General features: G+C 59.5%; 15 protein-coding genes. 11 read left to right on the forward strand and 4 right to left on the reverse strand.

Annotated elements, in window-relative coordinates; all coding sequences use genetic code 11:
- Nucleotides 1-12 precede the first annotated feature (12 nt).
- The 5 genes from hscA to sseB all read left to right on the forward strand — a co-directional run bounded on the left by hscA (nucleotide 13) and on the right by sseB (nucleotide 4,623).
- Complete coding sequence (gene hscA, locus D5067_RS06190) at nucleotides 13-1,863, forward strand: Fe-S protein assembly chaperone HscA (protein ID WP_119937459.1); 1,851 nt, start codon at nucleotides 13-15, stop codon at nucleotides 1,861-1,863.
- Nucleotide 1,864: 1 nt separating this feature from the next.
- Nucleotides 1,865-2,200, forward strand: a complete 336-nt coding sequence (gene fdx, locus D5067_RS06195) for an ISC system 2Fe-2S type ferredoxin (RefSeq protein WP_119937458.1) — start codon at nucleotides 1,865-1,867, stop codon at nucleotides 2,198-2,200.
- A 1-nt stretch (nucleotide 2,201) separates the two neighbouring features.
- Nucleotides 2,202-2,402 carry a Fe-S cluster assembly protein IscX gene (gene iscX / locus D5067_RS06200; protein ID WP_095282903.1) on the forward strand — a complete coding sequence of 67 codons (201 nt, stop codon included), beginning with the start codon at nucleotides 2,202-2,204 and terminating at the stop codon, nucleotides 2,400-2,402.
- 61 nt (nucleotides 2,403-2,463) lie between these two features.
- Entirely contained in the window at nucleotides 2,464-3,750 is a 1,287-nt protein-coding gene (gene pepB, locus D5067_RS06205) for an aminopeptidase PepB (protein ID WP_119937457.1), read from the forward strand.
- Nucleotides 3,751-3,846: 96 nt separating this feature from the next.
- The gene (sseB, locus tag D5067_RS06210) at nucleotides 3,847-4,623 is read left to right on the forward strand and encodes an enhanced serine sensitivity protein SseB (RefSeq protein WP_119937456.1); all 777 of its coding nucleotides are present in this window, start codon (nucleotides 3,847-3,849) and stop codon (nucleotides 4,621-4,623) included.
- Nucleotides 4,624-4,641: 18 nt separating this feature from the next.
- Here sseB and D5067_RS06215 read toward each other — a convergent pair whose 3' ends face one another.
- From D5067_RS06215 to D5067_RS06230, 4 genes are all read right to left on the reverse strand, one after another.
- Entirely contained in the window at nucleotides 4,642-5,412 is a 771-nt protein-coding gene (locus tag D5067_RS06215; RefSeq protein WP_119937455.1) for a MurR/RpiR family transcriptional regulator, read from the reverse strand.
- Nucleotides 5,412-6,257, reverse strand: coding sequence for a 3-mercaptopyruvate sulfurtransferase (gene sseA, locus D5067_RS06220; protein ID WP_119937454.1), 846 nt, complete (start codon nucleotides 6,255-6,257; stop codon nucleotides 5,412-5,414). The genes D5067_RS06215 and sseA overlap by 1 nt, the downstream gene beginning before the upstream one ends.
- A gap of 90 nt (nucleotides 6,258-6,347) precedes the next feature.
- The gene (locus D5067_RS06225; protein ID WP_119937453.1) at nucleotides 6,348-7,715 is read right to left on the reverse strand and encodes a 6-phospho-alpha-glucosidase; all 1,368 of its coding nucleotides are present in this window, start codon (nucleotides 7,713-7,715) and stop codon (nucleotides 6,348-6,350) included.
- 12 nt (nucleotides 7,716-7,727) lie between these two features.
- Nucleotides 7,728-9,272, reverse strand: coding sequence for a PTS transporter subunit EIIC (locus D5067_RS06230; RefSeq protein ID WP_119937452.1), 1,545 nt, complete (start codon nucleotides 9,270-9,272; stop codon nucleotides 7,728-7,730).
- Nucleotides 9,273-9,558: 286 nt separating this feature from the next.
- On the opposite strand from D5067_RS06230, the gene D5067_RS06235 reads away from it, so the two are divergent.
- The 6 genes from D5067_RS06235 to D5067_RS06260 all read left to right on the forward strand — a co-directional run bounded on the left by D5067_RS06235 (nucleotide 9,559) and on the right by D5067_RS06260 (nucleotide 21,581).
- A complete protein-coding gene (locus D5067_RS06235) occupies nucleotides 9,559-14,511 on the forward strand; it encodes an alpha-2-macroglobulin family protein (protein WP_119937451.1) in 4,953 nt (1,650 codons plus the stop codon).
- Nucleotide 14,512: 1 nt separating this feature from the next.
- A complete protein-coding gene (gene pbpC, locus D5067_RS06240; RefSeq protein WP_119937450.1) occupies nucleotides 14,513-16,840 on the forward strand; it encodes a peptidoglycan glycosyltransferase PbpC in 2,328 nt (775 codons plus the stop codon).
- 89 nt (nucleotides 16,841-16,929) lie between these two features.
- Nucleotides 16,930-19,308: a DMSO/selenate family reductase complex A subunit gene (locus D5067_RS06245; RefSeq protein ID WP_308446511.1), complete on the forward strand. Its 2,379-nt coding sequence runs from the start codon at nucleotides 16,930-16,932 to the stop codon at nucleotides 19,306-19,308.
- A complete protein-coding gene (locus tag D5067_RS06250; protein ID WP_119937448.1) occupies nucleotides 19,305-19,934 on the forward strand; it encodes a DMSO/selenate family reductase complex B subunit in 630 nt (209 codons plus the stop codon). Before D5067_RS06245 ends, D5067_RS06250 begins: the two co-directional genes overlap by 4 nt.
- Nucleotides 19,927-20,706, forward strand: coding sequence for a dimethyl sulfoxide reductase anchor subunit family protein (locus tag D5067_RS06255; RefSeq protein ID WP_119937447.1), 780 nt, complete (start codon nucleotides 19,927-19,929; stop codon nucleotides 20,704-20,706). Before D5067_RS06250 ends, D5067_RS06255 begins: the two co-directional genes overlap by 8 nt.
- A complete protein-coding gene (locus tag D5067_RS06260) occupies nucleotides 20,706-21,581 on the forward strand; it encodes a 4Fe-4S binding protein (RefSeq protein ID WP_119937446.1) in 876 nt (291 codons plus the stop codon). The genes D5067_RS06255 and D5067_RS06260 overlap by 1 nt, the downstream gene beginning before the upstream one ends.
- The last annotated feature ends 91 nt before the right edge of the window (nucleotides 21,582-21,672 follow it).

The raw sequence follows: 21,672 nt of genomic DNA on the forward strand, positions 1-21,672 counted from the left end.
TCGGAAGCAATTATGGCCTTATTACAAATTAGTGAGCCTGGCTTAAGTGCCGCACCGCACCAGCGTCGTCTGGCGGTGGGTATTGATCTCGGCACCACCAATTCCCTCGTGGCGACCGTGCGCAGCGGCCAGGCGGAAACGCTGGCCGACGAGCAGGGCCGTCATCTGCTGCCTTCCGTGGTCCATTATCAAGAGCAGGGCCACGCGGTCGGCTATGACGCACGCGCTAACGCCGCGCGCGATCCGGCCAACACCATCAGCTCCGTAAAGCGCATGATGGGCCGCTCGCTGACCGATATTCAGACCCGCTACCCGCACATGCCATATCAGCTGCAGGCCAGTGAAAACGGCCTGCCGATGATTGCAACCGCGGCCGGTCTGCTGAACCCAATCCGCGTGTCTGCTGACATCCTCAAAGCGCTGGCGGCGCGCGCGACGGCGACGCTCGGCGGCGATCTGGACGGCGTAGTCATTACCGTTCCAGCCTACTTCGACGACGCACAGCGTCAGGGCACCAAAGACGCCGCGCGTCTGGCGGGCCTGCACGTGCTGCGCCTGCTGAACGAACCCACGGCTGCTGCCATTGCCTACGGCCTCGACTCCGGTCAGGAAGGGGTGATTGCGGTTTACGATCTCGGCGGCGGCACCTTTGATATCTCCATCCTGCGCCTGAGCCGCGGGGTGTTTGAAGTGCTGGCGACCGGCGGTGATTCCGCGCTCGGCGGCGATGACTTCGACCATCTGCTGGCGGACTACATCCGCGAGCAGGCGGGCATCAGCGATCGCAGCGATGCGCGCGTACAGCGTGAACTGCTGGATGCGGCCATCGATGCCAAAATCGCCCTGAGTGACGCGCAGTCGGTCACGGTTAACGTTGCGGGCTGGCAGGGTGACATTACCCGCGATCGGTTCAACGACCTGATTGCCCCGCTGGTGAAACGTACTCTGCTGGCCTGCCGTCGCGCATTGAAAGATGCGGGCGTGGAGGCGAACGAGGTGCTGGAAGCGGTCATGGTGGGCGGTTCCACGCGCGTACCGCTGGTGCGCGAGCGCGTGGGCGAATTCTTTGGCCGCACGCCGCTGACCTCCATCGATCCGGACAAAGTGGTTGCCGTGGGCGCCGCTATCCAGGCCGATATCCTGGTCGGCAACAAGCCGGACAGTGAAATGCTGCTGCTGGACGTCATCCCGCTGTCCCTTGGTTTAGAAACCATGGGCGGCCTGGTGGAGAAAGTGATCCCGCGTAACACCACGATCCCGGTGGCGCGCGCGCAGGAGTTTACCACCTTTAAAGACGGCCAGACCGCGATGTCCATCCACGTGATGCAGGGCGAGCGCGAGCTGGTGCAGGACTGCCGCTCGCTGGCGCGCTTTGCGCTGCGCGGTATTCCGGCGCTGCCTGCGGGCGGGGCGCATATTCGCGTCACCTTCCAGGTGGATGCGGACGGTCTGCTCAGCGTGACGGCGATGGAAAAATCGACCGGCGTGGAATCGTCTATTCAGGTGAAGCCGTCCTACGGCCTTACCGATGGCGAAATCGCCTCCATGATTCAGGATTCAATGAGCTACGCCGAGCAGGATGTGAAGGCGCGTATGCTGGCCGAACAGAAAGTTGAAGCCGCACGCGTGCTGGAGAGCCTGACCGGTGCACTCACTGCCGATGCCGCGCTGTTAAGCGCCGCTGAGCGCCAGGTGATTGACGAGGCTGCCGCGCGCTTAAGCGTAGTGGCCGAAGGCAATGACGCTGACGCAATAGAAGAAGCCATTAAAAACGTTGATAAACAAACCCAGGACTTTGCTGCTCGCCGCATGGACAAATCTGTCCGCGTCGCGCTGAAAGGCCAGTCCGTGGACGAGGTTTAATATGCCAAAGATTGTTATTTTGCCTCATGCGGACCTCTGTCCGGATGGCGCTGTTCTGGAAGCGAAGACCGGTGAAACCATTCTCGATGTAGCCCTGCGTGCAGGTATCGAAGTGGAACACGCCTGTGAGAAATCCTGTGCCTGCACCACCTGCCACTGCGTTGTGCGTGAAGGTTTCGACTCTCTTGCCGAGAGCACCGAAGACGAAGACGACATGCTCGATAAAGCATGGGGTCTGGAGCCAGACAGCCGTTTAAGCTGCCAGGCGCTGGTGACCGATGAAGATCTGGTCGTGGAATTCCCACGCTACACCATCAACCACGCACGCGAGCATTGATATGGGACTGAAGTGGACAGACAGCCGTGAAATCGGCGAAGCGCTCTACGACGCGAACCCGGATCTCGATCCGAAGACCGTACGATTCACCGACATGCACCAGTGGATCTGCGATTTAGAGGATTTCGACGACGATCCAAGCGCATCCAATGAAAAAATTCTGGAGGCGATTCTGTTAGTCTGGTTAGATGAAGCAGAATAGATAACATAAACGGGCTGCCTTCAGGCGGCCCGTTTGCTAGTTGCTAATAAGGATAAATAAAATGACCGAAGCGATGAAGATTACGCTCTCCACACAGCCTGCTGACGCACGCTGGGGCGAAAAAGCCACCTACAGCATCAACAACGACGGCATTACCCTGCACCTGACGGGCAAAGACGATACCGGCCTGATTCAGCGCGCCGCCCGCAAAATTGACGGTCTGGGCATTAAGCATGTGACTCTGGCAGGCGAAGGCTGGGACACCGACCGCAGCTGGGCGTTCTGGTCAGGCTACAAAGGCCCGAAAGGCACCCGCAAAATTGAGTGGGCGAACCTTGATGAAGCGGGTCAGAAAGAGCTGGAAAGCCGCCTGAAAATCATCGACTGGGTGCGCGACACCATCAACGCCCCGGCGGAAGAGTTAGGCCCAGAGCAGCTGGCGCAGCGCGCCGTAGACCTGCTGTGCGGCGTAGCGGGCGAGAAAATGTCTTACCGCATCACCAAAGGTGAAGATCTGCGCGAGCAGAACTACATGGGTATCCACACCGTGGGCCGTGGTTCAGAGCGCCCTCCGGTCCTGCTGGCGCTGGATTACAACCCAACCGGGGATAAAGAGGCGCCGGTCTTTGCCTGCCTGGTGGGCAAAGGCATTACCTTCGACACCGGCGGCTACAGCCTCAAGCAGAGCGCGTTCATGGACTCCATGAAGTCCGACATGGGCGGCGCGGCAACCATCACCGGCGCGCTGGCGTTCGCGATTACCCGCGGCCTGAACAAGCGCGTGAAGCTGTACCTGTGCTGCGCCGACAACATGGTCAGCGGTAACGCCTTCAAGCTGGGCGACATCATTCGCTACCGCAACGGTAAAAACGTTGAGGTGATGAACACCGACGCCGAAGGCCGCCTGGTGCTGGCCGATGGCCTGATCGACGCGTCTGCGCAGAAGCCAGAGCTGATTATCGACATGGCGACCCTGACCGGCGCGGCGAAAACCGCCCTGGGTAATGACTACCACGCGCTGTTCAGCTTCGACGACAAGCTGGCCGCTCGCCTGCTGGCAAGCGCGGCCGCGGAAAACGAGCCGTTCTGGCGTCTGCCGCTGGCCGAGTTCCACCGCAGCCAGCTGCCGTCTAACTTTGCCGAGCTGAACAACACCGCAAGCGCGGCTTACCCGGCGGGTGCAAGCACCGCAGCAGGCTTCCTGTCCCACTTCGTTGAGAATTATCACGAAGGCTGGCTGCACATCGACTGTTCCGCTACCTACCGTAAAGCGGCGGTCGAGCAGTGGTCCGCGGGCGCAACCGGTCTGGGCGTGCGTACCGTGGCGAACCTGCTGACGGCTGAGTAATCTTTTTCGCCGGGTGGCGCTGCGCTTACCCGGCCTACAAAACCCGTAGGCCCGTGCAAGCGAAGCGCCGCCGGGCAATTGTGAAGTAGCCAAACTATGTCAGAAACCAAAAACGAATTAGAAACCCTGCTGGAGCAGGCGGCGACCGAGCCCGCCCACCGTCCGGCATTTTTCCGCACGCTGCTGGAATCCACCGTCTGGGTGCCGGGCACCGCGGCGGAAGGTGAGCAGGTTGTCGAAGACAGCGCGCTGGATCTGCTGCACTGGGAGAAAGACGACGGCACCTCGGTGATCCCGTTCTTTACCTCCCTCGAAGCCCTGCAGGAAGCGGTAGAAGACGAACAGGCGTTCGTAGTGATGCCTGTTCGTACCCTGTTCGAAATGACGCTGGGCCAGACGCTGTTCCTCAACGCTAAATTGCCGACCGGAAAAGAGTTTACCCCGCGTGAAATCAGACACCTGTTGGGTGAAGAGGGCAACCCGCTCAGCACCCAGGAAGTGCTGGAGGGGGGCGAAACGCTGCTGCTGTCTGAAGTGGCCGAGCCGCCCGCGCAGATGATTGACTCCCTGACGACGCTGTTTAAAACCATCAAGCCGGTGAAGCGCGCGTTCCTCTGCTCCATTAAGGAGCATGCGGACGAGCAGCCGGTTCTGCTGATTGGCATTGAGGCGGACGGCGATATCGACGAGATCGTCCAGGCGGCAGGAAGCGTGGCGACCGACACGCTGCCGGGCGACGAGCCGATTGATATCTGTCAGGTGAAAAAAGGCGAGAAGGGCATCAGCCACTTTATCACCGAGCACATCACCCCGTTCTACGAGCGTCGCTGGGGCGGCTTCCTGCGCGATCTCAAAACGACCCGCATTATCTGATGACCGCGGGGTGAGTCTTCACCCCGTGGCTTCCAGCAGCAGTAAATCCATCAGCAGCACCAGGTTCGACTCAAACGACGTCACCCCGGCGGCTTCGGCGGCAAAGTGCACCGCTTCGTCATACAGCGCGAAATGCAGATCCGCCATGCCTGCCAACGTATTGGCCGAGGCGCGGGTAAAGGCCACCACCGTCATGCCGACGTTTTTGGCGATTCGCGCTTTATCCAGCACCTGCTCCGTCTCGCCGCTGCGGGAGACGGCAATAAACACCTGATACCGCGCGGCGTTGCTGAGAAAAATATTCCGGCTGTCGCCCGGCCCGGAGATGAACGCCGTTTTACCCAGCACCTGCAGCTTCTTGGTCAGGTACTCCGCAAACAGATAGGAAAACCCGGCGCCGTAGAGAAAGAAGCTCTCTTTCTGACGCAGCAGGTCGGCAAACTGCTGGCGCTTCTCCTGCGTGACCCACTGGAAGGTCTGCTGATAGTTGGCAATAAACTGATTGAAAAGCGCGGGGAGTTCAGGTCGCGACTGCCCCTGAGCGGCAATATGCGGCGTGTCGGAGAGCAGCTGCTTGCAGTGCCAGATAAACTCGCTAAAGCCGCTGAAGCCCAGCTTCTGGCACAGCCGCATGATGGTGGCGGTAGAAACAAACGTCGCCTGCGCCAGCTCTCGCACCGTGATGTTGCCCACCAGCAGCGGATGCTCCGTGAGGTGGGCGAGGACGCGATATTCTGCGCGGGTCAATGACGCCCCGCGCGTTAACAGCGTGGCCAGGCGGTTATCCATTATTTAGCCGGTTCAACCGGCAGATCGTCACGCGCGCCCCATTCGCTCCATGCGCCGTCATACAGCGTCACGTCTTTCGCGCCAAGCGTCGCCAGCGCCAGAATCACCACGCAGGCCGTCACGCCGGAGCCGCAGCTGGCAACGATCGGGCGATGCAGGTCAACACCGGCGCGATCGAAAATGACGCGCAGCTCGTCGGTGGTTTTCAGCTCGCCTTCAAACACCAGATCGCCCCACGGCACGTTCAGCGCGCCCGGGATATGCCCGCGCTTCAGCCCCGGACGCGGCTCGTCCGCTTCGGCATTAAAGCGTGGAGCCGGACGCGCATCGACAATTTGTGCCGTTTTTTCGTGGCTCACCACCAGCACGTCGGTCAGACGTTTGACGATATCCGCGTCAAACGTGGCGTCGAATTCGCCTTCCGGCAGCGTGACGTCGCCCTGCTGGAGCGGCAGCTCATCGCGCTTCCAGCCCGCGAGGCCGCCTGCAAGAATCGAGACTTTTTCCACGCCGAAGTTTTTGAGCATCCACCAGGCGCGCGGCGCGGAGAAGAGGTTACCTTCATCGTAAACAACAAGGTGTTTGTCCTGGCTCACGCCAAGCTCGCGCATCGCCACGGAAAACGCTTCCGGGCGCGGCAGCATGTGCGGCAGGGGAGAGGTATGATCGGAGAGGGCTTCAATATCAAAAAATACCGCGCCAGGCAGGTGCCCTGCGCGGTATTCACCGGGAACGTCGCGATGCTCTTGCCCCGGCGGGGCCATGCGCGCGTCAATAATCTGAACTTCCGGGTCGTCGCTGTGCTCAATCAGCCAGTCGGCGGCGACAAAATATGAGGTGGACATGGGTTGCCTCCGTTCTTTTCCGTAAAAAAGGATTGTCGGTGTTTTTTCTGACACCGACAAGCAAACCACGTTCAACTCGCGAGCAACCCCTTATTTTTTCACCGCTTCGCCGTTCTGCCAGGCTTTTTGCAGCGCAGGCCAGTAGTCGCTGTTGGCTTCAATCATCTCATCCAGAATCGCTTTTGCATGTTCCATGGTCGGCACGGTGCGGTTGAGGGTGAAAGCCTGCAGCGCTTTCTCATAGCTGCCCTCGATAGTTGCTTCCACCAGCAGCTGTTCAGAGGCGAGCTGCTGTTGCAAAAGGGTCTGATGGAACAGCGGCACCTGACCGACGCGGATCGGTTCTGGGCCTTCGGAGGTGATATAAGCGGGCACTTCCACCACCGCATCGTACGGCAGGTTGGTAATCGCGCCGCGGTTTTCCACCATCACCAGATGGCGGCTCCGCAGGTTGAACGCCAGCGAGCAGGCCACGTCGACGATAAATTCGCCGTGCACGCCAACGTGGAAGGCATCCGGTAATATCCCGGTGCGCTTGTACTCTTCGGCGGCCGCAAAGAGCTTTTTCTCACGCCCGTTCATCACTTCGTTGGCGCGGGTATAGTCCGGGTTCTGATGCTCCACAATCTGGTTCGGCATCAGGTAATACTGCAGATACGGGTTCGGCAGATACTCCGGAAAGTTATCCATAATCGGCTTGATGTTGCGCCAGGTTTTTACCCACGAAGGATCCGAGTGCTGAGGGTCGGTTTTGGCGGCGTCTTCCGTCAGCAGGCCAAACTTCGCGATATGCTTACGCAGCTCGGGCAGCTTGTCTTCGCCGTCCACCAGTACGCGGGTAAACCAGCCGAAGTGGTTCAGACCGAAGTAGTCCACCTCCAGTTTGCGGCGATCGACGCCCAGAATCGCCCCCATATTACGCATGGCGGCCACCGGCATATCGCAGATGTTCAGCACCCGCGCATTCGGCCGCAGGCGGCGCACGCCCTCCGCGACGATCGCCGCCGGGTTGGAGTAGTTCACAATCCAGGCCTTCTCGTGCGCGTAGCGATCCACCAGATCGATAAGCTCCACCATCGGCAGGATCGTGCGCAGGCCGTACGCCAGCCCGCCGGGCCCGCAGGTTTCCTGGCCGACCACGCCGTGACGCAGCGGGATCTTCTCGTCCTGCTCGCGCATCCTGTACTGGCCGACGCGCATCTGGGCGAAGACGAAGTGTGCGCCGCTGAAGGCCACCTCCGGGTCGCTGGTGACGGTAAATTTAATACTCTGGCTATGGTCGCGAATAACTTTCTCAACCACTGGCGCAATGGTGTTCTGACGCGCCTCGTCGATGTCATAGAGGCGGATTTCGGCCAGCGGGAAATCCTGCAGGCGCACCATCAGGCTTTTCACAATACCGGGCGTGTAGGTGCTACCGCCGCCGGCAATCGACAGAATGAATGGTGGTGTAAACATCTTTAGCTCCTTTCAGAGAAACGTCTCAACGGCTTCTCGCATTTTTTTGACGTGCAGCCCGTAGACCACCTGAACGTTGTTACCTTGTTTGATAATCCCTTTCGCGCCGGTCGCCTTCAGCCGCGGCTCGTCGATGATGGCGACGTCTTTTACCGTGACGCGTAAGCGGGTGTAGCAGTTATCCACCACCTCAATGTTCTCCCGCCCGCCCAGGCCCACGACGATGGATTCGCCCAGCCCGTCGTTATTGCCTTTGGCCTGGTACTCCTGCTTGCTGTAGAGGCGCGTCTCCTTATCGTCATCTTCACGGCCTGGCGTCTTCATGTTGAAGCGCAGGATCAGGAAGCGGAACACCACGAAGTAGAGGGCAAACATGATCAGCCCGACCACGATGTACATCGGCCAGTTGGACTTCTCCGTGCCGAGCGGCAGGTTGTAGAGGATGAAGTCGATAATCCCGTTGGCGCCGATGGCGTGCACGCCAAGCAGCGAGAACAGCATCATGCCGATGCCGGTCAGCACCGCGTGCACCACGAAGAGCAGCGGGGCGACGAACAGGAAGGAAAACTCAATCGGTTCGGTCACGCCGACCAGCAGCGAGGTCAGCGCCGCCGGGATCAGAATGGCTTTCGCAATGGCTTTACGCTCCGGCTTTGCGGTCATATACATCGCCAGCGCCGCCGCAGGCAGGCCGAACATTTTGCTGATGCCGCGGGCGTCCCACACCACGGTGCTGCTGAGCTGCTTCACGTCCGGGCAGGCCATCTCGGCGAAGTAGATGTTGCGCGCGCCCTGATAGGTCGCCCCACACACCTCCTGCGTGCCGCCCAGCTCGGTATAGAGGAACGGCGTATAAACCAGATGGTGAAGGCCGGTGGGGACCAGAATGCGTTCCAGGAAACCGTAGATCGCCACGCCAAAGGGTCCGGAACCTTTTATCGCCAGCGCTAAGGTACTGATACCGTGCTGCGCGAATGGCCAGAGTTCGCTCATCACCACGCCGAGCAGCATAGAGACGGGGAGCATGACGATGGCGACAAAGCAGTGGCCGGAGTAAATCGCCATCGCGCCGTTAAACTGTACGCCGGAGTATTTGTTATAGAGATACCCGGACAGCGCCCCGGTGAGGATCCCGGCGAACACGCCCATCTCCAGCACCTGCACGCCCAGCACCATGCTTTGCCCGGCTGCCTTCATCTGGTCCGCAGGCGCCAGCGCGCCCTGCAGCTGCAGCGTCACGTTCATGGCGTTGATAAACACCACGAAGGTCACCAGACCGATCAGCGCCGCGTAGCCTTTATCCCGCGTGGCCAGGCCAATCGGAATGCCGACGGCAAACACCAGCGCCAGATTAACCAGCACCGACACGGCAGATTTGGCAATCAGCTGGCCGATATTCTGAATAAGGGGATGCCCAAGAAACGGCAGGTACTCGGCCAGGTTGCCGTTACCCAGCACGTTACCAAAGGCGATAAACAGACCGACGATCGGTAAGATAAGTACCGGTCCGTACAATGATTTTCCGAAATTTTGTAGGGCGTTCACGGCTCGTTTCATGGTTTTCTCTCTTTGTGAACCGCGCACTCGGGGTGCGTCTCAGGCTTAAAATTAGCAGGCGGCAGGCGAGTTTATCCATCTATCTTCTTGTTTTAAAAACAAATGACGTGAAAGGTAACATGTAACCTTTGAGGGTGTGATCGGTGTAACATGGCGCTCAATCCCGCACGTCAGGATTTGCGAGAACTCTTCCAGATTCTCAAATTGGACTTTTTGTATTAATGAAACTTGCGGATAATACTTATCCGGACGACGACCAACAGGCTCCACGGGCCAGGGACAAAGGATGAAACCGTTTCGCTTAGCCGCGCTCTCTCTCGCGCTACTTACCACGTTTACGCTTGCCGGCTGTGATAACAGCGACGACAAGCCTCAGGCCGCCGCTCCTGCGGCATCGACCGCAGCAGAGCAGAAAACGCCGGTAAAACCCGACGCAGAGAAGCTGGCTAAACTGGCAGCCCAGAGCCAGGGCAAAGAGCTGACACTGCTGGACACCTCGGAAGTGCAGCTTGACGGCGCCGCAACGCTGGTGCTGACATTCTCTGTTCCGCTCAATCCCGATCAGGATTTCGCGAAGACGGTGCACGTGGTGGATAAGAAAAACGGCAAAGTGGACGGGGCATGGGAACTTGCGCCCAACCTCAAAGAGCTGCGCCTGCGCCATCTGGAGCCAAACCGTAATCTGGTCGTCACCGTTGATCGTGGCCTGCAGGCGCTGAACAAAGCGACCTTCGGCATTGATTATGAAAAAGCCCTGACCACCCGGGACGTTGAACCCATGGTCGGCTTCGCCAGCCGCGGTTCGCTGCTGCCGGGCAAGGTGGTGGAAGGCCTGCCGGTGATGGCGCTCAACGTCAACAACGTGGACGTGAATTTCTACCGCGTGAAGCCGGAGTCGCTGGCCTCGTTTGTCAGCCAGTGGGAATACCGTAATGCGCTGACTAACTGGGAGTCAGACAACCTGCTGAAGATGGCGGAACTGGTTTACACCGGCCGTTTCGACCTCAATCCGGCGCGCAACACGCGTGAAAAATTGCTGTTGCCCCTGAAGGATATTAAACCGCTCCAGCAGTCCGGCGTTTATATCGCGGTCATGAACCAGGCCGGGCACTACAGCTACAGTAACGCCGCAACGCTCTTTACCCTGAGCGATATCGGGCTCTCCGCTCACCGCTATCATAACCGCCTGGACATCTTCACCCAGAGCCTGGAAAACGGTGCAGCACAGTCCGGCGTGACCGTAACGCTGCTGAATGACAAAGGCCAGACCCTTGCCGAGGCGAACAGCGATGCGGACGGCCATGCAAAGCTTGAGACCGACAAAGAAGCGGCGCTGATTCTGGCCAGCAAAGATGGCCAGACCACGCTGCTTGACCTCAAGCTACCGGCTCTTGACCTGGCGGAGTTCGATATTGCCGGCAGCCCTGGCTACAGCAAACAGTTCTTTATGTTTGGCCCACGCGATCTCTATCGCCCGGGAGAAACGGTGATCCTTAACGGTCTGCTGCGCGACAGCGACGGTAAGCCACTTCCCGATCAGCCCGTGAAGCTTGACGTGCTGCGCCCGGACGGGCAGGTGGCGCGTACCCTCGTGGTTCAGCCTGAAAATGGTCTCTATCGCTTTAACTATCCGCTAGATAGCGGCGCGCAGACCGGCATGTGGCATGTCCGCGCCAATACCGGCGATAACCTGCAGCGTCTGTGGGACTTCCACGTCGAAGATTTTATGCCGGAGCGTATGGCGCTCAACCTGACCGGACAAAAAGCGCCGGTTTCACCGCAGGATGAGGTCGACTTTAACGTGGTGGGGTACTACCTGTACGGCGCCCCGGCGAACGGCAATTCTCTGCAGGGCCAGCTCTTCCTGCGCCCGCTTCGTGAAGCGGTCACTGCGCTGCCGGGCTTCCAGTTTGGTGATATCGCCGAAGAGAACCTGAGCCGCAGCCTGGATGAAGTGCAGCTAACCCTCGACGAGCAGGGGCGCGGACAGGTTACCACCGAAAGCCAGTGGAAAGAGGTGCACTCACCGCTGCAGCTGATCCTGCAGGCCAGCCTGCTGGAGTCCGGCGGCCGTCCGGTCACGCGTCGTGCCGAGCAGGCCATCTGGCCAGCGGCAGAGCTGCCGGGTATCCGTCCTCAGTTCGCCAGTAAAGCCGTTTACGATTACCGCACCGACACTACCGTCAATCAGCCAATTGTCGACGAGAACGGCAACGCCAGCTTCGATATCGTGTATGCCGATGCCAGCGGGGCGAAAAAAGCCGTTTCCGGGCTGCAGGTTCGCCTGATCCGCGAGCGCCGCGACTACTTCTGGAACTGGTCTGAAAGCGACGGATGGCAGTCGCAGTTTGACCAAAAAGATCTGGTTGAAGGTGAGCAAGAGCTTAACCTTAAAGCCGATGAAACCGGCAAAGTGACCTTCCCGGTTGAATGGGGCTCATACCGTCTGGAAGTTAAAGCGCCTGATGAGATAGTCAGCAGCGTACGCTTCTGGGCCGGCTACAGCTGGCAGGATAACAGCGACGGCACCGGCGCGGCGCGCCCTGACCGCGTAACGCTTAAAATCGATAAACCGTCATACCAGCCGGGCGATACCATTCAGCTGCATATCGCTGCCCCGGCTGCGGGCAAAGGCTATGCGATGATCGAATCCAGCGAAGGCCCGCTGTGGTGGAAAGAGATCGACGTGCCGGCAAACGGCCTGGATCTTTCCATTCCGGTGGATAAAGCCTGGAAGCGACACGATTTGTATCTCAGCACCCTGGTGGTTCGTCCTGGCGACAAATCGAAATCCGCCACGCCGAAGCGCGCGGTCGGTCTGCTGCATCTGCCGATGGGTGATGAAAATCGTCGTCTGAACATCGCGCTGGATACCCCACAGAAAATGCGTCCGAATCAGACGTTGTCCGTGAAGGTAAAAGCCAGCGTCAAAGAAGGCGCGGTGCCGCAGAAGGTGAACGTGCTGGTTTCGGCGGTGGACAGCGGCGTGCTGAACATTACCGATTACGTCACGCCCGATCCTTGGCAGGCCTTCTTTGGCCAGAAACGTTACGGCGCGGATATCTATGATATCTACGGCCAGGTGATTGAAGGGCAGGGACGAATGGCCGCGCTGCGCTTTGGGGGCGACGGTGATGAGCTGAAGCGTGGCGGTAAGCCGCCGGTAAACCATGTCACCATTATTGCACAGCAGGCCCAGCCGGTAGCGCTCGACGCCAACGGTGAAGGCACCATCACGTTGCCGATTGGCGACTTCAACGGCGAGCTGCGTCTGATGGCGCAGGCGTGGACGGAGGATGATTTCGGCAGCAGCGAGAGCAAGGTGGTTGTCGCCGCACCGGTGATTGCCGAACTCAACACGCCGCGCTTCCTGGCAAGCGGCGATACCTCCAGGCTGACGCTGGATCTAACCAACCTGACCGACCAGCCGCAAACGCTGAACGTGGCCCTCACCACGAGCGGAAAACTGTCGCTGGAAGGCGCACAGCCGCAGCCCGTACAGCTCCCGCCGGGCGCACGCAGCACGATGTTCATTCCGGTGCGAGCCCTTGAAGGTTATGGCGACGGTGAAGTGACCGCGCAGGTGACGGGTCTTCAGCTTCCGGGCGAGACGTTCACTCCGCAGCAGAAGAGCTGGAAGATTGGCGTACGTCCGGCATTCCCGGCACAAACGGTAAACACCGGCGCCATGCTGAACCCGGGCGAATCCTGGACCGCACCGGTACAGCATAGCAACGGTTTCTCACCTGCCACGCTGCAGGGACAGCTGCTGCTGAGCGGCAAACCGCCGTTGAACCTGGCGCGCTACATTCGTGAACTGCAGGCCTATCCTTACGGCTGTCTTGAGCAGACGACCAGCGGCCTGTTCCCGTCGCTCTACACCAACGCGGCGCAGCTGACGGCGCTGGGCATCAAAGGTGACACGGATGATAAACGCCGTGCGGCCATTGATATCGGTATCTCTCGTCTGCTGCAAATGCAGCGTGACGACGGCGGTTTCGCCCTGTGGGATAAAAACGGCCCGGAAGAGTACTGGCTCACCGCCTACGTGACCGATTTCCTGGTGCGCGCGGGCGAGCAGGGCTACAGCGTTCCCGCCGACGCGGTGAACAACGCCAACAGCCGTCTGCTGCGCTATCTGCAGGACCCGGGCATGATGTCCATCCGCTACAGCGACGACACCCAGGCCAGCAAGTTTGCGGTGCAGGCCTATGCTTCACTGGTGCTGGCGCGCCAGCAGAAAGCACCGCTGGGCGCGCTGCGTGAAATCTGGGATCGCCACGGTCAGGCGGCGTCCGGTCTGCCATTGATGCAGCTGGGCATGGCGCTGAAACTGATGGGCGACGCCCCGCGCAGCCAGCAGGCGCTGGATCTGGCGCTTAAAACGCCGCGCAGCGACAGCAAAAACTGGATGGCCGATTACGGCAGCACGCTTCGCGACAACGCGCTGATGCTCTCCCTGCTGGAAGAGTACAAACTGCTGCCGGACGCGCAAAACGCGCTGCTGAACGCCCTGTCTGAAGAGGCATTCAGCCAGCGCTGGCTGTCAACGCAGGAGAGCAACGCGCTGTTCCTGGCCGGACGTTCTCTGCAAAGCTTATCGGGCGCGTGGCAGGCAACGACCAGCCTCTCAGAACAGGCGCTGAGCGGCGATAAATCGCAGGTGCAAAACGTTAACGGTGACCAGCTTGGCGCGCTGCAGGTGACTAACACCGGTACAGCGCCGCTGTGGGTACGCCTCGACAGCACCGGTTACCCGGAATATGCGCCTCAGCCAGCCTCTAACGTGCTGCAGGTTGAGCGTCATATCCTCGCAACCGACGGCAGCAGCAGGTCACTCTCTTCCCTGAAGAGCGGTGAGCTGGTGCTGGTGTGGCTCGAAGTGAAAGCCAGCCAGAACGTGCCGGATGCGCTGGTGGTGGATCTCCTCCCTGCGGGCCTGGAGCTGGAAAACCAGAATCTGGCCAGCAGCAGCGCCAGCCTGCAGGACAGCGGCAGCGAAGTGCAAAATCTGCTCAGCCAGATGCAGCAGGCGGACATTCAGCATATGGAATTCCGCGATGACCGCTTCGTGGCGGCAGTGCCTGTTAACGAAGGCCAGCCGGTCACGCTGGTCTATCTGGCGCGCGCCGTAACGCCGGGAACCTATCAGGTGCCGGTGCCAATGGTGGAATCAATGTACGTTCCGCAGTGGCGGGCAACGGGTGCGGCCAGCGGCCCGCTGATTGTTGTTCCGTAATATGCGGATAGCACGTCTGATACGCTCCCGCTGGCTTTGGCTGGCGGGAGCGCTTCTCGTTTTATGGGGGCTGATCGTTGCCGCCGACCGCCTGTGGCCGCTGCCTCTGAAAGAGGTTAACCCGGCGCGCGTAGTCGTGGATGAAAAGGGAACGCCGCTCTGGCGCTTTGCGGACAGCGATGGCATCTGGCGTTATCCGGTCACCATTGAAGAGGTCTCCCCCCGCTACCTGGATGCCCTGATCCAGTACGAAGACCGCTGGTTCTGGGATCACCCGGGCGTTAACCCGTTCTCGGTGCTGCGCGCCGCCTGGCAGGATCTCTCTTCCGGGAAGGTGGTGTCTGGGGGAAGCACGCTCACCATGCAGGTGGCGCGCCTGCTGGATCCGCATCCGCGCACCTTCGGCGGCAAAGTTCGACAGCTCTGGCGGGCGATGCAGCTGGAGTGGCACCTCTCCAAGCGCGACATCCTCACGCTCTATCTCAACCGCGCGCCCTTTGGCGGCACGCTGCAGGGCGTAGGGGCCGCAAGCTGGACCTATCTCGGCAAGCCGCCGTCGCAGCTGAGCTATTCTGAGGCCGCGCTGCTGGCGGTATTGCCGCAGGCACCCAGCCGGCTACGCCCGGACCGCTGGCCGGAACGCGCGGAAGCGGCGCGGAATAAAGTACTCGATCGGATGGTGACGCAGGGCGTCTGGTCTGCAAAACAGGTCCAGGAATCCCGCGAAGAACCGGTATGGCTGGCACCGCGGCAGATGCCACAGCTCGCGCCCCTCTTTTCACGCATGATGCTCGGTAAAAGCCGCGACACCAAAATTGTTACTACGCTCGATGCGGCCCTGCAGCGGCAGCTTGAAGAACTGGCGCTTAACTGGAAATCACGCCTGGCAGAACGAAGCTCGCTGGCGATGATCGTGGTAGATCATACGGATATGAAGGTGCGCGGCTGGGTGGGATCGGTTGATATCAGCGACGACACGCGTTTTAGCCACGTGGATATGGTCAACGCGATCCGATCCCCGGGATCGGTGCTCAAGCCCTTTATCTACGGTATGGCGCTGGACGACGGCCTGATCCACCCCGCATCGCTGCTTCAGGACGTTCCGCGAAAAACCGGAGATTACCGGCCGGGTAATTTTGACAGCGGATTTCACGGCCCCGTCAGCATGAGCGAGGCGCTGGTGCGTTCGCTGAACCTCCCGGCCGTCCAGGTGCTCGAAGCGTTCGGACCAAAACGTTTTGCGGGGATGCTCAGCAACGCAGGCTTGCCGCTCATACTGCCTTCAGGCGCGCAGCCGAATTTATCGCTGATTTTGGGCGGCGCAGGCGCGCGCCTGTCGGATATCACCGCGGCGTACAGCGCCTTTGCCCGACACGGAAAGGCGGGGCGACTGCGCGTCCAGCCGGGCGATCCGCTGCTCGAACGTCCGCTGCTCTCGCCTGGCTCGGCGTGGATCATTCGCCGTATTCTGGCTAATGAGGCTCAGCCGCTACCGGATGGCGCGCTGCCGCAGATAGCGCCTCTGGCATGGAAAACCGGCACCAGCTATGGCTACCGCGACGCGTGGGCCGTCGGGTTGAATGCCCGTTACGTCATTGGCATCTGGACGGGGCGACCAGATGGGACACCGGTGGCGGGTCAGTTTGGTTTTGCGAGTGCGGTGCCGCTGATGAACCAGGTCAATAACCTGCTTCAGTCTCGCTCGACGGTTGATGAGGCGCGCCTGCCGCGCGATCCTCGCCCGGACAGCGTAGGGCGGGGGGTGATCTGCTGGCCGGGCGGTCAGTCGCTGCCGGAAGGCAGTGAAAACTGTCGTCGTCGCCTGTCCACCTGGCTGCTGGACGGCAGCGAGCCCCCAACGCTGTTGCTGCCGGAGCAGGAGGGCATTCGTGGGATCCGCTTCCCCGTCTGGCTGGATAAAGCAGGCAAGCGCGTGGCGGCAGATTGCCCGGATGCCACCGAAAAAATGCTCGATGTCTGGCCGCTGCCGCTTGAGCCGTGGTTGCCCGCAGGGGAAAAAAGGGCGGCGCGTCTCCCTGCTTCATCAACGGATTGTCCGCCTCAGGACAGCAGCAACGCTGCGCCGCTGATGATTTCGGGCGTCAGAGAGGGGGCGGTCATTAAACGTCTTCCAGGCGAAGAAAATATGACCCTTTCTCTTACGACTACGGGAGGAGAAGGGCAGCGCTGGTGGTTTTTAAACGGCGAACCTCTGGAGGGGCGTCAAAAAAACTATTCATTGAAATTATATTTGCCGGGTAATTATCAATTAGTTGTATTGGATGAATCTGGCCAGACGGCCACGGTTAATTTTGAGTTAAATCGCTAAGAGTTACTCCAGAAGAGTTATCTTGATTATTATCAAATGCTCGTTCCGTTAAAAACACGAGAATGCGTTTTTATTTGAAGGAACGAGCAATGAATAAAGATAAAAGTCAGGAAGAAGACTTATCCCCCGGAATTTCTCGTCGTCATTTTATTCAGGCAGGGTCGGCGCTGGCGACCCTTCCGTTTGTTGTGACGGCAGGAAAAGCCCAGGCAAAGGTTCCGGCTGCAGCAGAGCGTGTGGCAGAAGAAAAAGTGGTTCAGACGTGCAGTACGTTTGACTGTGGCGGTAAATGCGATATTCGCGCTCACGTTAGCGACGGCGTCGTTACCCGTATTTCTACGCGTCCGGATAATGAATTAGATCCTCAAATGCCCGTTATGCGCGCCTGCGTTCGTGGCCGCGCATACCGAAAATTTGTTTACCATCCCGATCGCCTGAAATATCCGATGAAGCGCGTGGGAAAACGCGGCGAAGGAAAGTTCGAACGTATTTCCTGGGACGAAGCCACCACGCTTATTGCAAATCAAATAAGAATTATTACGCAGAAATATGGCGCGGCGTCACGCTATGTTCATGTGGGAACCGCTGTTTCCGGCGGCACCTTTTCCGGTGATAAAATGGTACGTCGTCTGCTTAATTTAACCGGCGGCTATCTCGAAAGTTATCATTCAGTCAGTATGGGAAATACCGCAGCCGCCACGCCTTATACCTACGGTACCGCCGCCAGCGGCAATTCTCTGGATACGTTGTTGGACACCAAACTGGTCATCCTATGGGGACATAACCCCACGGAGACCATCTTCGGCCACAGCAACTATTTCTTCCAGAAAATGAAGCAAAACGGCACCCGCTTTATTGTGGTCGATCCCCGCTATTCCGATACCGTTTCATCCCTGGCCGATCAGTGGGTACCGCTGTTGCCGACGACCGATAACGCGCTGATGGATGCGATGATGTACACCATCGTCACGGAAAATCTGCACGATAGCGAGTTTATCGAACGCTATACCCTCGGCTTTGACGAATCCTCCATGCCTGAAGGCGTACCGGCCAATGAATCCCTGTTTGCGTACCTGAGCGGCGCCAAAGACGGCGTGGCGAAGACGCCGGAGTGGGCTGAGAAAATCACCCATGTTCCCGCGCAGACTATCCGCCAGCTGGCGCGCGACTACGCCACCGCGAAACCTGCCGCCCTGATTCAGGGCTGGGGACCGCAGCGCCACAACTGCGGTGAGCGTACCGCTCGCGGCTCTACTCTGCTGGCGACGCTGACCGGTAACGTCGGGGTGAAGGGGGGCTGGGCGGCGGGCTATGGCGGTTGCGCTAACCGGAAATTTGCGGCGGGCCCCGAGATGCCTGATAACCCGGTGAAAGCCAAAATATCGGTGATGAACTGGGTACAGGCCGCTGATGATGCGTCAAAGGTGACGCCGGATGTCGGCCTGAAGGATGCGGAAAAGCTCAACAGCAATATTCGTATTCTTTTCTCGCTGGCGGGCAACTACCTGGCGAACCAGAACCCCGATCTTCACCAGGCCACGCGCGTTCTGGAAGACGAGTCGAAAATTCAGTTTATCGTCGCAAGCGATCTGTTCATGACGCCAAGCGCGAAATATGCCGATCTGCTGCTGCCGGAAACCAGCTTTATGGAGCGCTGGAACATTGGGGAAACCTGGGGCACGGCAAGCTATCTCATCCTTTCAGAAAAACTGATCGAACCCGAATTTGAACGCCGTTCGGACTACGACTGGCTGCGCGACGTTGCCGCTAAGCTGGGCGTCGAGCAGGCATTCAGCGAGGGTCGGGACGAGAAGGGCTGGATTGAGCACATCTGGGAGCAGACGCGGCTGGCAATGCCGGACGAAAATCTTCCCGACTTCGCAACGCTGCAAAAGATGCGTCAGCATCTGTTCAAAAGCGCGCCGTACGTCGCCTTTGAGGACAATATTCGCGATCCGCAAAATCACCCGTTCCCGACGCCGTCCGGAAAAATTGAGATCTTCTCGAAGCGTCTGTACGACATGCACCATCCGGAGATCCCGGCGCTGTCGCACTACGTGCCTGCCCATGAGGGGCCGGAAGATGCGCTGGGGAAAACCTTCCCGCTGCAGCTGATTACCTGGAAAGGGAAAAACCGCGCCAATTCGACGCAGTATGCCAACCCGTGGCTGATTGAGGCGCAGCAGCAGAAGCTGTGGATTAACCCGCAGGATGCACAACAGCGCGGTATAGCACAGGGCGACGCCGTGCGTATCCATAACGCCCGCGGCGTATGCGAGATCCCCGCAGAGGTGACGCCGCGCATTATTCCGGGCGTGGTAGCGATGCAGGCGGGTGCCTGGTGGCAGCCGGACGAGCAGGGCGTGGATAAAGGCGGCTGCGCGAACGTGCTCAGCTCCGCCCGCATTACCGCGCTGGCGAAAGGGAATTCACATCAAACCATGCTGGTGGAGGTAGCAAAAGCATGAGTCAGTTCAAACACTATGCGCCGGTCAGCGACAAACAGCTGGGCTTTTATATTGACTCGTCACGCTGCTCAGGGTGCAAGGCCTGCCAGGTGGCCTGCAAGGACAAAAACAACCTTGAAGTCGGGCGTCGTTTTCGCCGCGTGTATGAGGTTCACGGCGGAAGCTTCATTCCGACCGGGCAGGGCGGGGTAAGCAATAACGTTTTTGCCTATACGCTCTCTATTTCCTGCAACCACTGCGCGGATCCCATCTGCACCAAAAACTGTCCAACCACAGCCATGCACAAGCGGCCGGGGGATGGCATCGTGCGCGTTGATACGGACAAGTGCGTCGGCTGCGGCTACTGTGCCTGGTCATGCCCTTACGGCGCGCCGCAGCTCAACGAGCAGACCGGGCAGATGTCGAAATGCGATTTCTGCGTGGATCTGCAGGCTAAGGGGGAACAGCCGGTATGCGTGGCAACCTGTCCGCTGGAGGCGATCAAATTCGGTCCAATAGATGAGCTGCGGGCGAAGTACGGTGCGCTCTGCGATGTGAAAGGCCTGCCTGAATCATCAATAACCCAGCCGAACCTGGTCATCAACGCGCATCAGGGCGCTGAGAAAGAGGATAAACGCCATGCATGAGTTACCGCTGCTGATTTTTACGCTGTTCCTGCAGGGATCGGTTGGCGTTACGCTCTGGCTGGCGTTTGGCAGCGTGAACTCTTCGCCGCGCAGCGTGATGTTCGCCGCCGCGGGGGCGTTTGTGCTCGCCAGCCTTGGGCTTCTCGCCTCGGCGCTGCATATGGGTTACCCGCTCAATGCCCTTAACGCGCTGCGCCATGTTTCCAGCTCCTGGCTGAGCCGTGAAATCATTTTTGCCAGCCTCTATCTGGCGGCGCTGGGCCTTGCAGTTCTGCTCTTGTTTGCGGATAAGCCCAGCTGGAGGCTGCTATTGGTTGCTGCGGGTATTATTGGGCTGGTGGATGTGTTCTGCATGGCGCAAATCTACATGCACGCTTCCGTCGTGACGTGGCAGCATCTGAATACGCTGGTGCTGTTTATGGGATCGGTAGGGATTGTGGGCTCGGCCTGTATGGCTGCAAGCGCAAAAAATTACCGCGCTGCGGTCGCGATTGTCGTTCTGCTGGTCCTTGTACGTCTGCTTATGCAACCCGTCTGGCTGGCCGACATTTACGCCGCTGACAGCAGCGTCGTGACGTTCCCGCACACTCCCTTGCTGATGCTAGAACAGCTTCGCGCTGTGCATCTGCTGAGCTGGTGCGTCTCCGTTCTCGGCATGCTCTGCTTCGCTGTGGGTGGGCTGAAGTCCGCGCGCGGTACGATGCTGATCGGGAGCGCGCTGCTGATTGTCGGTGAGCTGATGCTGCGCTTCGTTTTCTTCAGTATCGGCTGATGGTGGCTCTGAGCTTTGGCCCGGCGATGGACGTGACGCAGGAATGCGTCCGTCGCCGCTTTCGCCACGCCTCCTGTCGTGCCTGTGCGGACGTTTGTCCCGCGCAGGTCTTCTCGTTTTCGGATACCGGCGTCCTGATAGAGGAAAGCTTTTGCATAGAATGCGGTGACTGCCTGTTTGTCTGCCCGACAGAGGCGATTACCGGCATCGCGCCGCGAAAACGCTTTCGCCTGGGCGATACGCTCGTTGGGCCATTCACCGCGCGAGCGCCGACGATAGATGAACTGCTGCTCTGGCACGCCGTATTCGGCGTTCGCTGTATCAGCCTCGAAGCGGAGCAGTATCCTGGCTGGATGATGGCGCTAGCAGGGCTCAACCTGGCGCTGCGTCGTCGCGGTGAAGCCGTCTGGGGCTTCAGGTCCCGGCAGAAATGTGAGGTTAACGCCGCGCGTCGGGCGCTTATTCATATTCCGCAAGAGGAGGTTACGGCCTGCGCCGTGCCGCAGGGTAAGCGGATGCAGCGCAAGGCTTTCCCGGGAATAAGTGAATCAGACATCGTCGTCGATGCGGGAAAATGCGCGCTGTGCGGGGCCTGCTGGCGAAGCTGTACTGAAAACGCGATTCGCTTTGAGCAGAACACGCTGGTCATCGAGGCCGCACGCTGTACCGGCTGCGGTGCCTGCGAGGCGGTATGTCAGCACGGCTCGCTTACGGTCGCTAACAAAGAAGCACAGGCAACGATAACAACGCACCCGGCGTTGGCGGCCACCTGTACCGCGTGTCACCGTCCGTTCTGGTCATTTCATCCTGAGCAGAAGCAGTGCGCGCTTTGCCTACACCACCCGCACGGCATGAGAAACCCGGACTGTTGCTAATCTTCGTCTCATTTTAAAAAAATGTTATGTGGAACCATAGGCAATGGCGCTATTGCTCATTATAATCCGCGCCACACCATACTCCGGTATG

This window comes from Enterobacter huaxiensis, assembly GCF_003594935.2.
In the GTDB taxonomy this organism is placed as follows: domain Bacteria; phylum Pseudomonadota; class Gammaproteobacteria; order Enterobacterales; family Enterobacteriaceae; genus Enterobacter; species Enterobacter huaxiensis.

What these genes read in the sequence shown, in the direction of transcription:
- D5067_RS06230 (WP_119937452.1), bottom strand. Translation starts at nt 9,272, where the DNA reads ATGAAACGAGCCGTGAACGCCCTACAAAATTTCGGAAAATCATTGTAC.
- pbpC (WP_119937450.1), top strand. Translation starts at nt 14,513, where the DNA reads ATGCGGATAGCACGTCTGATACGCTCCCGCTGGCTTTGGCTGGCGGGA.
- hscA (WP_119937459.1), top strand. Translation starts at nt 13, where the DNA reads ATGGCCTTATTACAAATTAGTGAGCCTGGCTTAAGTGCCGCACCGCAC.
- D5067_RS06215 (WP_119937455.1), bottom strand. Translation starts at nt 5,412, where the DNA reads ATGGATAACCGCCTGGCCACGCTGTTAACGCGCGGGGCGTCATTGACC.
- sseB (WP_119937456.1), top strand. Translation starts at nt 3,847, where the DNA reads ATGTCAGAAACCAAAAACGAATTAGAAACCCTGCTGGAGCAGGCGGCG.
- D5067_RS06235 (WP_119937451.1), top strand. Translation starts at nt 9,559, where the DNA reads ATGAAACCGTTTCGCTTAGCCGCGCTCTCTCTCGCGCTACTTACCACG.
- D5067_RS06245 (WP_308446511.1), top strand. Translation starts at nt 16,930, where the DNA reads ATGAATAAAGATAAAAGTCAGGAAGAAGACTTATCCCCCGGAATTTCT.
- D5067_RS06255 (WP_119937447.1), top strand. Translation starts at nt 19,927, where the DNA reads ATGCATGAGTTACCGCTGCTGATTTTTACGCTGTTCCTGCAGGGATCG.
- D5067_RS06250 (WP_119937448.1), top strand. Translation starts at nt 19,305, where the DNA reads ATGAGTCAGTTCAAACACTATGCGCCGGTCAGCGACAAACAGCTGGGC.
- D5067_RS06225 (WP_119937453.1), bottom strand. Translation starts at nt 7,715, where the DNA reads ATGTTTACACCACCATTCATTCTGTCGATTGCCGGCGGCGGTAGCACC.
- sseA (WP_119937454.1), bottom strand. Translation starts at nt 6,257, where the DNA reads ATGTCCACCTCATATTTTGTCGCCGCCGACTGGCTGATTGAGCACAGC.
- pepB (WP_119937457.1), top strand. Translation starts at nt 2,464, where the DNA reads ATGACCGAAGCGATGAAGATTACGCTCTCCACACAGCCTGCTGACGCA.
- D5067_RS06260 (WP_119937446.1), top strand. Translation starts at nt 20,706, where the DNA reads ATGGTGGCTCTGAGCTTTGGCCCGGCGATGGACGTGACGCAGGAATGC.
- iscX (WP_095282903.1), top strand. Translation starts at nt 2,202, where the DNA reads ATGGGACTGAAGTGGACAGACAGCCGTGAAATCGGCGAAGCGCTCTAC.
- fdx (WP_119937458.1), top strand. Translation starts at nt 1,865, where the DNA reads ATGCCAAAGATTGTTATTTTGCCTCATGCGGACCTCTGTCCGGATGGC.